At 66.5% G+C, this 14,283-nt stretch carries 10 protein-coding genes; 5 read left to right on the top strand and 5 right to left on the bottom strand.

What is annotated here, in order from left to right:
- Nucleotides 1-34 precede the first annotated feature (34 nt).
- From AC3D24_RS12340 to purD, 3 genes are all read right to left on the bottom strand, one after another.
- Nucleotides 35-1,177 (bottom strand): MlaA family lipoprotein, encoded by a 1,143-nt coding sequence (locus AC3D24_RS12340; RefSeq protein ID WP_489031033.1) that lies wholly within the window; start codon nt 1,175-1,177, stop codon nt 35-37.
- A gap of 154 nt (nt 1,178-1,331) precedes the next feature.
- Nucleotides 1,332-2,171 (bottom strand): NADH-quinone oxidoreductase subunit E, encoded by an 840-nt coding sequence (locus tag AC3D24_RS12335; protein WP_489031031.1) that lies wholly within the window; start codon nt 2,169-2,171, stop codon nt 1,332-1,334.
- Nucleotides 2,172-2,367: 196 nt separating this feature from the next.
- Nucleotides 2,368-3,630, bottom strand: coding sequence for a phosphoribosylamine--glycine ligase (gene purD, locus AC3D24_RS12330; protein WP_489031029.1), 1,263 nt, complete (start codon nt 3,628-3,630; stop codon nt 2,368-2,370).
- Here purD and xseA point away from each other — a divergent pair.
- From xseA to AC3D24_RS12310, 4 genes are all read left to right on the top strand, one after another.
- A complete protein-coding gene (gene xseA / locus AC3D24_RS12325; protein WP_489031027.1) occupies nt 3,629-5,053 on the top strand; it encodes an exodeoxyribonuclease VII large subunit in 1,425 nt (474 codons plus the stop codon). The two genes, purD and xseA, sit on opposite strands and share 2 nt — an antisense overlap.
- Before the next feature lie 14 nt (nt 5,054-5,067).
- The gene (locus tag AC3D24_RS12320) at nt 5,068-5,268 is read left to right on the top strand and encodes a DUF2093 domain-containing protein (protein WP_332796977.1); all 201 of its coding nucleotides are present in this window, start codon (nt 5,068-5,070) and stop codon (nt 5,266-5,268) included.
- Complete coding sequence (locus tag AC3D24_RS12315) at nt 5,265-6,122, top strand: M23 family metallopeptidase (protein ID WP_489031024.1); 858 nt, start codon at nt 5,265-5,267, stop codon at nt 6,120-6,122. Before AC3D24_RS12320 ends, AC3D24_RS12315 begins: the two co-directional genes overlap by 4 nt.
- A gap of 258 nt (nt 6,123-6,380) precedes the next feature.
- A complete protein-coding gene (locus tag AC3D24_RS12310; protein WP_489031022.1) occupies nt 6,381-9,446 on the top strand; it encodes a TonB-dependent receptor domain-containing protein in 3,066 nt (1,021 codons plus the stop codon).
- 89 nt (nt 9,447-9,535) lie between these two features.
- Here the strand turns inward: AC3D24_RS12310 and clpB are convergent, their stop codons facing one another.
- On the bottom strand, nt 9,536-12,115 hold the full coding sequence (gene clpB, locus AC3D24_RS12305) for an ATP-dependent chaperone ClpB (RefSeq protein ID WP_489031020.1): 2,580 nt from the start codon (nt 12,113-12,115) through the stop codon (nt 9,536-9,538).
- A 180-nt stretch (nt 12,116-12,295) separates the two neighbouring features.
- On the opposite strand from clpB, the gene AC3D24_RS12300 reads away from it, so the two are divergent.
- Nucleotides 12,296-12,709, top strand: coding sequence for an acyl-CoA thioesterase (locus AC3D24_RS12300; protein WP_489031018.1), 414 nt, complete (start codon nt 12,296-12,298; stop codon nt 12,707-12,709).
- Nucleotides 12,710-12,844: 135 nt separating this feature from the next.
- Here AC3D24_RS12300 and AC3D24_RS12295 read toward each other — a convergent pair whose 3' ends face one another.
- Nucleotides 12,845-14,239 carry a helix-turn-helix domain-containing protein gene (locus tag AC3D24_RS12295; RefSeq protein WP_489031016.1) on the bottom strand — a complete coding sequence of 465 codons (1,395 nt, stop codon included), beginning with the start codon at nt 14,237-14,239 and terminating at the stop codon, nt 12,845-12,847.
- Between the last annotated feature and the right edge of the window lie 44 nt (nt 14,240-14,283).

Genomic DNA, 14,283 nt, shown 5'->3' with positions numbered 1-14,283 from the left:
GGGAGGACGACGGGAGCGTTCGGCTCCGTCCTTTTTACTGACCGGTTTCGGCCGCCGGCTTCGCATCAACTGCCGGCGTCTCGACCACCGGAGCCTTCTCAGGCACGTCGGAAACCGGTTTCGCCCCCGGCTCCAGATCGCTCGGCACGAACGGCACGACACTCGGCGGTGGCCCCGACATCCCCGCCGGATCACCCTCGACGCGCCCGTGGAGATGATCGATCTCTGCCTGGCGCCGGTTCAGATAGAACGCCCGCGTTGCCGCATACGGATCGGGTGAATTGTCATGGAGGTCCTTCAGCGTCTGGTCGAACTCCGACCGGTGATCGAGCGCACCCAGGATCCCCGCCGGGATCGTGTAGGTCGCGCTGGTGAACGGCTTGCCGACCCCGACCGGCAGGATCAGGCGATCGACCGCGCCACCGAGCAGGTCGCGTATCGTCGTCGGCCCGACCAGCGGCAGGAACAGGAACGGACCGTTCTTCACGCCGTAATAGCCGAGCGTATTGGCAAACCCGTTCGAGCGCCGCGGCAGGTGGAAGGGTTTCCGCTTGGCCATGTCGAGCACGCCGACCGCGCCGATCGTCGAGTTGATCGCGAACCGCCCGACCGTCTCCGCCGCCTTGCCCGGCTTGAACTGCAGCAGGAAGTTCAGGAAGACGATCGGCTCGCGCAGATTGTAGAGGAAATTGTGGATGCCGCGCCGGATCGGGCTCGGTACGGTCTTCTTGTAGGTGCGTGCGACCGGGCCGATCACCGCGTCGTCGACCTTCTGCGTCACCGCGAACGACTCGGCGTTGACTGCGCGCAGCGGATCGCCCGCGGTTTCCTTGCGCCCCGTGACGACGATGTCGGACTGCGTGGCACGGGTGGTCGACGGCGTGTTCAGCGGCGCCGGACCGACCGGGGGAATCGATTGAGTCGGAACCCCTTGCGGCAAAAATTCCACGGCAGGGAGCGATGCGACCAGTGCCAGCGGCGAGGCTGCCATGGTTATCGGCATCGACATCGGCATCGACATCGGCAACGACATCGGCAACGACATCGGCATCGGCATCGGGGGCCCGGAAAAATCATCGGCGAACGGCGAGGGCGTCGCGCCGGGCAACGCGATCGGCGCCGTCGTCGAATGCACCGGCGCCGCGGTCAACAGCATCGCACTCATCATTGCCAGCATGTGCACTCATCGCCCTGTGTATCGGCTGCCCTCATATTTCGAGGTGCAACGCCGCCTGACATGCCCGTCGTCGCGCGCCCGGCATAGAGCCAATCGACATCCGGCCGACTGGGTACGTACCGCGCGACGTGACAGGCGAACCCCCTGTCACGCTTTACAGCTTGCCGAACACCGCCTCGAAACCCGCCTTGTCGCCGGCCGCGAGCAAACGGGCCTGCTCGATCCAGCGATCGCGGCCCATCCGCCCGGTGAAGCTGGCGAGCTGCGCATCGATGGTCTGTGCCTCGCTCTCCGACAGCGCGGCCATGTCGCCGACCGTCGCCACGCCCAGCGCGCCGAGCTGCGCCGCGACCTTCGGCCCGAGCCCCTTCAACTGCGTGACCGGCCCGTCCGCATAGGATTGGGCAGGGGCCAGCGTTTCGACCGGCGCTGCAGGGATCGGCGTGGGTGCGGCGGGCGCCGGGTCGGGGGTAGCGTCGGGCTCCACCGGAGCGGGGGGTGCGACTTCGGTCGCCGGGCTGGCCTCATAGGGTGCAGCGGCAGCGATCGGTTCGTCGGCCAGCCGATCGGGCGTTACCGGTACGCCTGCCACCGGCGCGTCGGCGATCGGTGGCATCGACGGCGCGACCGGTATCGGTGCGCTCTGGACCGGCGGAGTCGGCTGAGTCGGGGCTACGGTCGGGGCTGCGGTCGGGATGGGCGGCGCAGGTGTGGGCGAACCCTGCGTCTGCGCCTGCGACTGGGTGGCCTCGCGCTCCTCGACTGCAGGTTTCGTCGAGATCGGCTCGGGCGAAACCCCGGCTTCCTTGGCGTTGGCGATCACGTCGTGCGCGGCCTTCACGCGGCTGCGCTTGGCGCGGATGCCCCAGAGCAGGCCGATCACGACGAGGATCGCCACCACGGCGATGATCGTGAAGTGGATCGCCGTCAGCGTGGCGATGCCGTCGGGCAGCAGGCTGAGGCCCGAGGCGGAGGTCGCGGAAGTTTCGTTCATTGTCATACCGTAGCGCCGCGCGGGATAGGCGGCGAGAGGTAATTGGCTGGCTCGTACCTGACGATCCTCCCCCGTAAGGGGGAGGTGTCGCCGAAGGTGACGGAGGGGGAGGAAACGGAACAGGGGTTTTGCCTACCTCCCCCTCGGTCTGGCAAGAGCCAGCCACCTCCCCCTGGCGGGGGAGGATCGAGACGCCTCACCCGCGCGCGATCTCTCGCCAGCCGATGTCGCGGCGGTAGAAGCCTTCCGCGAAATCGATCGCCTCGACCGCGCGATAGGCGTTCGCCTGCGCCGCCGCGACGTCGTCGCCGGTTGCGGTCACTGCGAGCACGCGCCCGCCTGACGCGACCAGGCCGCCGTCCTCAAGCCGGGTGCCCGCGTGGAATACGGTGCCGCCGGCCGCGCGCGCGGAATCGAGCCCGACGATCGATCCGCCTGCCTTGGGCGTACCCGGATAGCCGTCCGCCGCCATCACCACCGTCAGCGCGGTCTCGTCGCTGAACTTGGCTGCCGGCATTTCGCCGAGCCGGCCTTCCGCGGTCGCCAGCATCGTCGCGAGCAGATCGCCCTGGAAGCGCATCATCAGCACCTGTGTCTCGGGATCGCCGAACCGCGCATTATATTCGATCAGTTTCGGCCCCTGCGGCGTCAGCATCAGCCCGGCATACAGCACGCCCGAGAACGGCATGCCCTCCGCCGCCATCGCCGCCACGGTCGGCGCGACGATCTCGTCGATCGCGCGCTTCTCCAGCGCGGGCGTCAGGACGAGGGCAGGGCTGTACGCGCCCATCCCGCCGGTGTTCGGCCCGGTATCGCCTTCGCCGACCCGCTTGTGATCCTGCGCGGAGCCGAACGGCATCAGCGCGACGCCGTCGGTGAGCACGAAGAGGCTCGCCTCCTCGCCTTCGAGAAATTCCTCGATCACCGCCTCGGCTTCCCCGTCGGCGAACAGCGCGTCGAGCGCGGCATCGGCTTCGGCCGCGCTGAACGCAATGACGACGCCCTTCCCCGCGGCGAGGCCGTCCGCCTTGATGACCACCGGCAGCGAGAAGGTGCGGGCTAGCGCGATATCCGCCTCTGCGCGCGTCTTCACCCGGACATAGCCCGCGGTCGGGATGCCGGCGCGCAGACACAGATCCTTGGTGAAGCCCTTCGACCCTTCCAACTGCGCCGCCGCCTTCGAAGGCCCGAACACCGGAACGTCCGCCGCGCGCAACGAGTCCGCGAGCCCATCGACCAGCGGCGCTTCCGGCCCGATCACGACCAGCCCCACATCATGCTCGCGCACGAACGCCGTGACGGCCGCGTGGTCCGTCGCATCCAGCGGCACGAGCGTCGCAAGCCGTGCGATCCCGGGGTTGCCCGGCGCGGCATACAGCGTATCGAGGCCGCGAGATTGCACCAGCTTCCACGCGAGCGCATGTTCGCGCCCCCCCGAGCCCAGCAGCAGGACGTTCATGCCCGATCCCTTTTCCGATGATGTGTCCAGCGACATGGGGCGGCTGGTAGCCGAGCAAGTCCCTGGCGACAACGCACTCGCCATGTCGGTCGGCGAACTCGCGTTCAAGCTGAAGCGGATGGTCGAGGGCGAGTTCGGCCATGTCCGCCTGCGCGGCGAGATCTCGGGCTGGAAGCGCGTCGCGTCGGGGCATTGCTATATGTCGCTCAAGGACGACCAGGCGGTGATCGACGGCGTCATCTGGAAGGGCAATGCGTCGAGCCTCGCCTTCGTCCCGCAGGACGGCATCGAGGTGATCGCCACCGGCAAGCTCACCACCTATCCCGGCCGCTCGAAATACCAGATCGTCATCGAGCGGATGGAGCTGGCCGGGGCCGGCGCGCTGATGGCGCTGCTCGAGAAATTGAAGGCGAAGCTGGCGGGCGAGGGGCTGTTCGACGGCACGCGGAAGAAGCGCCTGCCGTTCATGCCGAAGGTGATCGGCGTCGTCACCTCGGGCACCGGCGCCGTCATCCGCGACATCCTTCACCGCCTGGAAGATCGCTGCCCGACGCACGTCATCGTCTGGCCGGTCAAGGTGCAGGGCGAGGGTTCGGCCGCCGAGATCGCCGCCGCGGTGCGCGGGTTCGACGCGCTCGTCCCCGGCGGTCCGGTGCCGCGCCCCGACCTCGTGATCGTCGCGCGCGGCGGTGGCTCGGTCGAGGATCTGTGGTCCTTCAACGAGGAGGTCGTCGTCCGCGCGGTCGCCGGCTGCTCGATCCCGATCATCTCCGCCGTGGGGCATGAAACCGACACGACCCTGTGCGACTTCGCCGCTGACCTGCGCGCGCCGACGCCGACCGCGGCGGCCGAGATCGCGGTGCCGGTGCTCGCCGATCTGCGCCTGACGATCGACAGCCACCGCAATCGCACCGAGCGCTGCGCACGACGTCATGTCGAGCGCGGTCGCGAACGCCTCGACGCGCTTGCGCGCCTGCTCCCGAAGCGCGACCAGCTGCTCGGACCCCAGCGCCAGCGTGCCGACGATTTCGGTCAGCGGCTCGATCGCGGATTGGAGCGTCGGCTGACCTTGGCGCGTGGCAGTCTCGATCGCTCTGGCGCCGCGCTCCGCCCCGCCACGCTGGAGCGCAAGCTGGAAGCAAAACGTGCGCAGCTCGACGCGACCTGGCGCCTCGTCCAGTCGCTCAACCCCGACGCGATTCTCGACCGCGGCTATGCCCGCGTCACTGCCCGCCCCGGCGGCGAAACGCTCGCCTCCGCCACGTCGGCGCGCGACGCGGGCACGCTGACGCTTCACTTCCGCGACGGCGTGGTCGACGCGGTCACCGATACCGGCCTTGAGCGCCCCGCCGCCAAAACCTATGCTGCTTCCAAGGCAAAGGCCGCGCCCGATCCGGCGCCGCGCCAGCCGACCCTGCTGTAAAGAAGATCCCCACAATGCTGATGTCCAACTCCGACCGCGCCGCGCGCCTGCATTATATGGCCAATGGTTTTCGCGTGCTCAGCCCCGGCGATCACGTCCCCTGCGCCGCCACCGGCCACCGCATCGCGCTGGAGGACCTGCGCTACTGGAGCGTCGCCCGCCAGGAAGCCTATGCCACCGCTGCCGCCGCCAGCGAAGCGATGGCGCCGCGATGAGGCCCGGGGGCGCTGCGCTCATGCGGGCGGCGGCGCTCGTACTGGTCGCGACCAACTCCACCGCGCAGCACGCACCGGCCCCAACGACTGCAAGTCAGACTGCCTTCCGCTGGACCGGGACGCTCAGCCAGGGCGGGCTGATCGTTGGCACCGCCCCGGTCGGTACGCGCACCGTCACGTTGGACGGCAGATCGATCGGCCTTTCCTCCGACGGCCGCTTCCTCGCCGGGTTCGACCGTGACGCCGGCCCGCAAGCGTTACTGATCGCGACACTCGGCGACGGCCGCACCGTCACCCAGGCGCTGACGATCGCACCGCGCGCGTGGCGCATCGAACGCCTCGACACGCTCCCCAAATTTCCCGCGCCCGACCCCGTCATCGCAAGGCTCCGTCCGCCCGAACTCGCCCAGATCGTCGCCGCCCGCGCGCGCTCGACCGACGCACAGGGCTGGCGACAGGCATTCGCCTGGCCCGCCACCGGCCGCATCTCCGGCCTGTTCGGATCGCAGCGCGTCTACAAGGGCGAACCCGGCAGCTATCATTCGGGCACCGACATCGCGAAACCGACTGGCGCGATCGTCACCGCTCCCGCCGACGGCGTCGTGATCCTCGCCGCGGATCACCCTTTCACGCTGGAGGGCAACCTGCTGATGATCGATCACGGCATGGGCCTCAACAGCGCTTTTCTCCATCTGTCCCGCATCGACGTGAAGCTCGGCGATCACGTCACGAAGGGCCAGCCGATCGGCGCCGTCGGCATGACCGGACGCGCGACCGGCCCGCATCTCCACTGGAGCGTCAAATGGGGTGATGCGAAGCTCGACCCCATGCTCGTTGCCGGCGCAATGCCGTAACAATCCTGCCTGATTTTATTACACGCGGATCCACCCGTGGCTAAAAATATTGCACGCGCCCTTTGATGGGGCAGCTTTTGTGTCATTTCGGACACTAGGCCGCAGCAAATTACAGGTCGCGTCCGGACGTGTCTTTACACTTGAAAAGGCGCGCTTCATTCTTTGCCCATGTCCTCGGTAGCCGAACAACGGCAGTCGAGGTGTTTTCCGCAGCGGATCGTCAGGGCGACCGCAGCGGGCTGAGCAAGGGGATTTCACTTGGTAACCACGTCTCGTTTCACGTCTAAGGCAGTGCTGCTTGCCGCAGCGACGCCGCTGGCACTCATTCTGTCGACCACCGCAGGCTTCGCACAGGACGCTGCCGCTACTACCGACGCACAGGCGACGGTCGCTCCGCAGGCTGCGCCTGCACCCGCAGACCAGACCGGCCAGGACATCGTCGTCACCGGCTCGATCATCCGCGGGATGGACACCGGCATCTCGCCGACCACCACGCTGACCACCGAGAACCTCGATTCGCGCGGCATCAATACGGTTCAGGCCGGTATCCAGGCGCTGTCGTCGAACAACGGCCCGGCGCTGACCAACTCGTTCACCGCCAACGGCGCGTTCGCAGCGGGCGCATCGTCGGTTTCGCTGCGCGGCCTGTCGACCAACTCGACGCTCGTGCTGTTCGATGGCCTGCGCGCGGCCTATTATCCGCTGTCGGATGACGGTTCGCGTAACTTCGTCGATCTGAACACCATCCCCGACGACATCGTCGAGCGCGTCGACGTGCTGCGCGACGGCGCATCGGCGAGCTACGGCGCGGACGCCATCGCCGGCGTGGTCAACGTGATCACCAAGCGCAAGTTCAACGGTATCTCGGGCCGTGCGGAAGCCGGCATCTCGCAGGACGGCGTCAACGCCAACCAGCGCCTGACGCTGACCGCGGGCACCGGCGATCTCGACGAGAAGGGCTACAACGCCTATATCAGCGGCTTCTACTATCGCAGCGAAGCGGTGTACCAGCGCGACCTGCCGGCGCCCTTCAACTCGGACAATCTGACCGGCATCTGCTCGAATCGTACCGGTACGACGCAGTGCGGACCGAACAACACCTCCAACGGCCTTGACGCCAGCGGCGCCCTGAACGGCTTCGCGATCGGCACGGGCAATTTCTACGTCCGTCCGGCGAACGCTGCGAACACGGTCGCATCGGGCCGTTACCAGCTGTTGAACCCGGCAGCGGGCTGCCTCAACGGTACCGCGTATAATCTGACGGCGGCGCAGCTTGCGACGACCGTCAATGCGACGGCGCCAACCACGGTCTGCCAGGTCGACAACACCAACAAATACGACGCGGTGACCCCGAACCTCGAGCGTTTCGGTGCGTCGGCCCGCTTCACGGCGAAGATCGGCGACAATTCCGAGGCTTACCTGCTGGTCAATTTCCAGCAGTCGTCGAGCAACTATACCGGTCGTCCGGCCGGCATCCGCGCCAACGCGCCAGCGGGCATCCTCTTCCCGCAATACTCGACCTCGCAGGCCGCAACGCCGGCCCTGGCGGCTGGCTCGAGCGTGCTGGCACTGCCGGTATTCGTCTGCGCCGCACGCGTAAACTGCAATGCAACGAACGGCACGCTGAACCCGAACAACCCGTTCGCGGCACAGGGCCAGGTCGCTCGCCTCGTCGGCGCGCTGCCTGACACGGTCACCTCGAACGCAACGCGCAGCCGCGTGTACCGTGCCGCCTTCGGTCTCAAGGGCACCGTGCTCAATGATATCGATTACGACTTCAACGCGACCGCGATGCACACCGACCTGCGTCTCAAGACCAATGGCTATGTGTACATCCAGCATCTGCTCGACGTCATCGCCGACGGCAGCTACAACTTCGTCAACCCGGGCCTCAACACCCAGGCGGTGCGCGACTATCTCTCGCCCGAGAACATCACCGACACGACGTCGGATCTCTACCAGGCACAGCTGACGTTGCAGAAGTCGCTGGCCACGCTGCCCGGCGGCGATCTTCGCCTCGCGGTCGGTGGGTCGATCTTCTACGAAGCGGTCGACGCACCCAGCGCCAACGACGATTACAACGGCCCCACGCAGCGGTATTTCACGCTCAACGCGTTCGGCACCAAGGGTAACCGTACGGTCAGCTCGGCCTTCGCCGAAATCAACGCGCCGGTCCTCGACGTGCTGACGCTGAACGGTTCGGGTCGCTACGATCATTACTCGACCGGCCAGAGCAACTTCTCGCCGAAGGTCGGCGCGATCTTCACGCCGATCAAGCAGATCACGGCGCGTGGTACCTATTCGCGCGGCTTCCGTATCCCGAGCTTCGGCGAAGCGAATGCGCTGCCGACGACGGGCTATGTGACGCAGTCGATCTCGGCCATCCCGGCTGCGTTCCTGGCGCAATATGGTGCGGGTTGTACCCCGACCACGCCGAACGGCTGCCCGACGTATCTCACGTCCTACTCGATCGGTCAGACCACGCTGGCCTCGCCGAACCTGAAGCCGGAGAAGTCGCGCAGCTTCACCGGTGGCCTGAAGTTCGATCCGGTCCGCAACGTGTCGTTCACGGTCGATTACTATAACATCAAGAAGACTGGCGCGATCACCACGCCGGACAACTCGCCAGCGGTCGCGGCCTATTATGCCGGTCAGGCGATCCCCGCCGGGTTCGAGGTCATCGCCGACGCGGTCGACACCAACAACCCGAACGCGCGTCCGCGTATCGCGTTCGTCCGCTCGCAGTTGATCAACGCCGACACGATCAAGTCGTCGGGCATCGATTTCGGTATCAACGGCGCGTACGACTTCGGTCCGGTCAAGTGGACGTCGAACCTGAACGCCAGCTACATCCTCGAGCTGAGCACGACGATCGACGGCGTGAAGCAGCGCTACGAAGGCACGCTCGGCAACTTCAACCTGACCGCGGGTTCGGGTACGTTCGAGTGGAAGGGCAACTGGCTCAACACCTTCGACTTCGGCGATTTTGCGCTCAGCACCACGGTCAACTACACGTCGGGTTACGACCTGTCGGCGCAGGATCAGGAAGGCAGCTTCAACGAGGACGGGACGAGCACGTACAAGGATTGTGGCCTGGCACCTGGCTACACTGCTTGCCACGTGAAGAAGTACATCACGGTCGATGCGAACGTGAACTTCAAGGTCACTGATCAGTTCAGCTTCTACGTAAACGCGCTGAACGTGTTCAACCACCTGCCGCCAGTCGATACCGTCACCTACGGCGCGTATCTGTACAACGCGATCCAGGGCGGCGACGGCATCTTCGGTCGTCAGTTCCGTGCAGGCGTGAAGTTCGGCTTCTAAGCCTTACCCACCCGCAAAAAATGGGGGGCGGTTCCGGAAGGAGCCGCCCCCCATTTTATTGGGTCTGGGTTCGGACGATTGCGTCGCGATCAGGCGACCTGGAGCACCAGCTTTCCATCACCTTCGTCGACCTTGACGGTCGAGCCGTCCCTGACCTCGCCGCGCAGGATCATGTCGGCGAGCGGGTCCTGCAGATAGCGCTGGACCGCACGCTTCAGCGGCCGCGCGCCATACACTGGATCATACCCCACCCGACCCAGCCACGCCCGCGCGGCGTCCGTCAGGTCGAGAACGATCTTGCGATCCGCGAGCAGCTTGTCGACATGGCTCACCTGGATGTCGACGATCGGCGCCATGTGCGACTGGCCGAGGCGGTGGAACAGGATCACCTCGTCGAGCCGGTTGAGGAACTCCGGCCGGAAATGCGACCGGACGATCTCCATCACCTGCGGCTCGACCGACGACACGTCGTCGCCCTCCGCCATGTTCGCGAGATACTGGCTGCCGAGATTGCTCGTCAGGATGATCAGCGTGTTGCTGAAATCCACCGTGCGCCCCTGGCCGTCGGTCAGCCGCCCGTCGTCGAGCACCTGCAACAGCACGTTGAACACGTCGCCATGCGCCTTCTCGACCTCGTCGAACAGGATCACCTGGTACGGACGCCTGCGCACGGCCTCGGTCAGCACGCCGCCTTCCTCATAGCCGACATAACCCGGAGGCGCACCGATCAGCCGGGCGACCGCGTGCTTCTCCATGAACTCGCTCATGTCGATGCGGACCATCGCGCTCGGATCGTCGAACAGGAATTCCGCCAGCGCCTTGGTCAGCTCGGTCTTGCCAACGCCGGTCGGTCCGAGGAACAGGAACGACCCGAGCGGCCGGTTCGGATCCTGCAACCCTGCACGCGCGCGCCGCACTGCGGTCGAGACCGCCTTCACAGCATGCGCCTGCCCGATCACGCGCTTGCCGATCGTCGCCTCCATCGCGAGCAATTTGTCGCGCTCGCCCTGCAGCATCCGCTCGACCGGGATACCGGTCCAGCGGCTGACGACGCCGGCGATGTCGTCGGCGGTCACTTCCTCACGCAGCATCGCGCCCTTGGTCGCCCCCGCCGCCTCGTCGAGCTGGCGCTGCAACCCCGGAATCGTACCGTAGGAAAGCTCGCCCGCCTTTGCGAGATCGCCCGAACGCTGCGCCTGTTCCAACTCCAGCCGTGCGGCATCGAGCTGTTCCTTGACCCGCGCCTCGGCATTGATCTTGTCCTTCTCGCCTTTCCAGCGCGTCGTCAGCTCGGCGGATTGCTCCTTCAGGTTGACGAGTTCGCCCTCCAGCGTGTCGAGCCGGTCGACCGATGCGTCGTCGGTCTCGCGCTTCAACGCCTCGCGTTCGATCTTGAGCTGGATGATGCGCCGGTCGAGGTTTTCGATCGCCTCGGGCTTCGATTCCACCTCCATCCGGATCCGCGACGCGGCCTCGTCCATCAGATCAATGGCTTTGTCGGGCAGGAAGCGATCGGTGATGTAGCGGTTTGACAGCGTCGAGGCGGCGACGATCGCGCCGTCGGTGATCCGCACCCCGTGATGCAGCTCGTACTTCTCCTTCAGCCCGCGCAGGATCGAGATCGTGTCCTCGACCGTCGGTTCGCCGACGATGACCGGCTGGAACCGCCGCTGCAACGCGGGGTCCTTCTCGACGTACTTGCGGTACTCATCGAGCGTGGTCGCGCCGACGCAATGCAGCTCGCCACGCGCCAAAGCGGGTTTCAGCAGGTTGCCGGCGTCCATCGCGCCCTCGGATTTGCCCGCGCCGATCAGCTGGTGCATCTCGTCGATGAACAGGATGATGTCACCCTCGGCGGCCTTCACCTCGTCGAGCACGCCCTTCAACCGCTCTTCGAACTCGCCGCGATACTTCGCACCCGCGATCAGCGAGCCGAGATCGAGCGACATGAGCCGCCGGTCCTTGAGCGTGTCGGGCACGTCGCCGTTGGCGATGCGTAGCGCCAGCCCTTCGGCGATCGCGGTCTTGCCGACGCCGGGTTCGCCGATCAGCGCGGGGTTGTTCTTGGTCCTGCGTGCAAGGATCTGGATGGTGCGACGGATCTCCTCGTCGCGGCCAATGACGGGGTCCAGCTTGCCGTCGCGCGCCGCTTGCGTCAGGTCGCGCGCGAATTTCTTCAGCGCGTCATAGCGGTCCTCGGCGCCGGCGGTGTCGGCGGACCGACCCTGCCGCAGGCCGTTGATCGCGGTGTTGAGTCCTTCGGGCGTCACGCCGCCAGCCTTCAAGGCTTTCCCCGCGGCGGTGTTGAGCGACAGCGCGAGCGCGACGAGCAGCCGCTCGACCGTGACGAAGCTGTCCCCAGCCTTGCTCGCGATCTGCTCGGCCTGGTCGAGCACGCGCACCGCGTCGTTGTCGATCCCCGGCGTGGTCTGCGCGCCGGAGCCGGACACGACCGGGATCTTCGCCAGCGCCAGATCGGTTTCCGAGGTCGCGCGCTTGGCGTCGCCGCCCGCCGCCTTGATCAGCCCGGCGGCCATGCCCTGCTCGTCTTCCAGCAGCGCCTTCAACAGATGTTCGGGCGCGATCCGCTGATGGTTCATGCGGATCGCGACGGTCTGCGCGGATTGCAGGAAGCCCTTCGCGCGGTCGGTGAATTTGTCGATGTTCATGACGAATTCCTGTGGGATTGGTTCGGTGTTGGCCGAAAGATGGTGTTGTATTATGGCAACACAAGAGGCGAGGCTGGCGGCATGCTAGGCGCCACGCGTTGCGGCCGGAATAGCGTTTATTGTCGGTATCTAAGCCCCGCCGTCATCGCTATGTTCAGGTTCGCATGCTATATGTCACGCGTGACAACAGCCATTCCCCATAGCTACGCCATCGGCATCGAGCCGGCCGACATCGACTTCATGGGTCACGTCAACAACGCGAACTATCTGAAGTGGGTACAGGCCGCGGTGATCGACCATTGGCAGCGCCTCGCGCCGGCCGAGGCGGTCGCCGGGCATCTGTGGGTCGCGCTGAAGCACGAGATCACGTACCGCAAGCCGGCGTTTCTCGACGACGACGTCATCGCGACGGTGCTGCTCGAGAAGGTGCAGGGCGCGCGGGCGTTCTACGAGACGATCATCAAGCGCGGCGAGGACGTGCTCGCCGAGGTGAAGTCGAGCTGGTGTTGTTTGGATGCGGAGACGCTGCGGCCGTCACGACTGGCGAACAGCGTGGTGGAGCATTTCTTCCCGAAGGACCCGGCGGCGGCCTGAGTTATAACCACTTCCCCGGCGAAGGCCGGGGCCCAACTGGGAAGGTCGCAGTAACGGCGCACCGCACTTCGTTATCACCGTCCCCCAATTGGGCCCCGGCCTTCGCCGGGGTGGTGCGATGTAGGGCGGCTTCCGTTAGATCACCTCGTACGGCACGGCCCCACGCCGGTCCGGGTCCACCCGGATCCCACTCGCCGCCGGCGGAAACGCCCGCTGGTCGCAGTCCGTCCGCAAACAAACACGACACGAAGACCCGATCGGCGTCGCGATCCCGCCCGTCCCCAGCGCGTCTGCATAAATGAACTCCGATGCGTTCGCCTCCTCGCACCCGAGCGCTACCGCATAACGCCGCGCGGGCCGCGTATAGGTCTCAGACGGCTTCACCAGCCCCTTCGCCATCGAGACGTAGCGGATGCCATCGGTCGTCTCGATCAGCTGCGTCAGGATCCGGTCGGGGATCGCCACCGCCTCGTGGACGATCCACAGCGGGCACGCGCCGCCGAACCGCGCGAACTGCAACCGCGTGGCGGAATGCCGCTTGGTGATATTCCCCGCCATGTCGACCCGGCAGAAGAAGAACGGGATGCCCAGCGCGCCCGGTCGCTGCAACGTCGATAGCCGATGGCACGTCTGCTCGAAGCTCGTCCCGAAGATCCGCCGCAACCGGTCGATATCGTGCCGTACGGCCCGCGCCTCCGCCCGGAACCGCGCATAGGGCATGACGATCGCCCCTGCGGCGTAGTTGGTCAGACCGGCGGTCAGCAGCGCGCGCGCCGTCTCCGACGCCATTTCCGACGCCGCGACGATCCCACCGATGACGTCGCCGAACTCGTGCCGCGCGACCTGATGCGCGAGCGAGAACAGGGTGGTCTCGCCGGGCTGCGATCCATCGAGCCGCAAGGTCGCGCCATCGTAATCGCGCAAAGGTGCGGCGAGTGCGCCCGAGATCGCGACCGACACGCCTCGCACTGCCAGCCGAGCCTCCAGCGCCGCAATCCGGTCTGCCCCCAAAGTCTCGCCGATCTCCTCCCCCCGCCGATCGAGCGCATCGACATAGTTGCCGGCCGCGTGAAACCAGTCGCGCACGTCCTCCCACGGCAGCAACCCCGGCGCGCCCGATCCCGCCACCAGCCGGTCATCAAGCGCCCGCAACTGCTCCTGCGCGCGGCGGTACGCTTCGTGCATCGCGACCAACCGCTGCGCCAGCAACGGCTGGTGCTTCACTGCGCGGCGCACCGCGGCCTCGTCGAGCGCAGGTGCCTCCACACTCGTATCCGACACCGCCTCCAGCGTCGCGATCAGCAACGCGGTATCGTCCGCCGCATCGATGCTCCCCCAATCCGCGGGAAACTCGCGCGCGAGCGTAATCAGCACGCCCTCGGTCACCGGCCGGTCGCCATTCTCGATCTGCGAGAGGTAGCTGACCGACAGCCCGATCCGCACCGCCATCGCCGCCTGGCTGATTCCGAGCGTGGCGCGCAAGGCACGCAGTCGGTGTCCGACGAAGAGGCGACGCGGGGGAGGGGTCATGGCGCACAGCTACTTTGCAAATATGCCTCGAGCAAGTTTGCAAC

Source organism: Sphingomonas sp. SL1004 (genome assembly GCF_057815015.1).
Note: the sequence above shows the minus strand (reverse complement) of the source record. Positions and strands in the feature narration are given on the sequence as shown.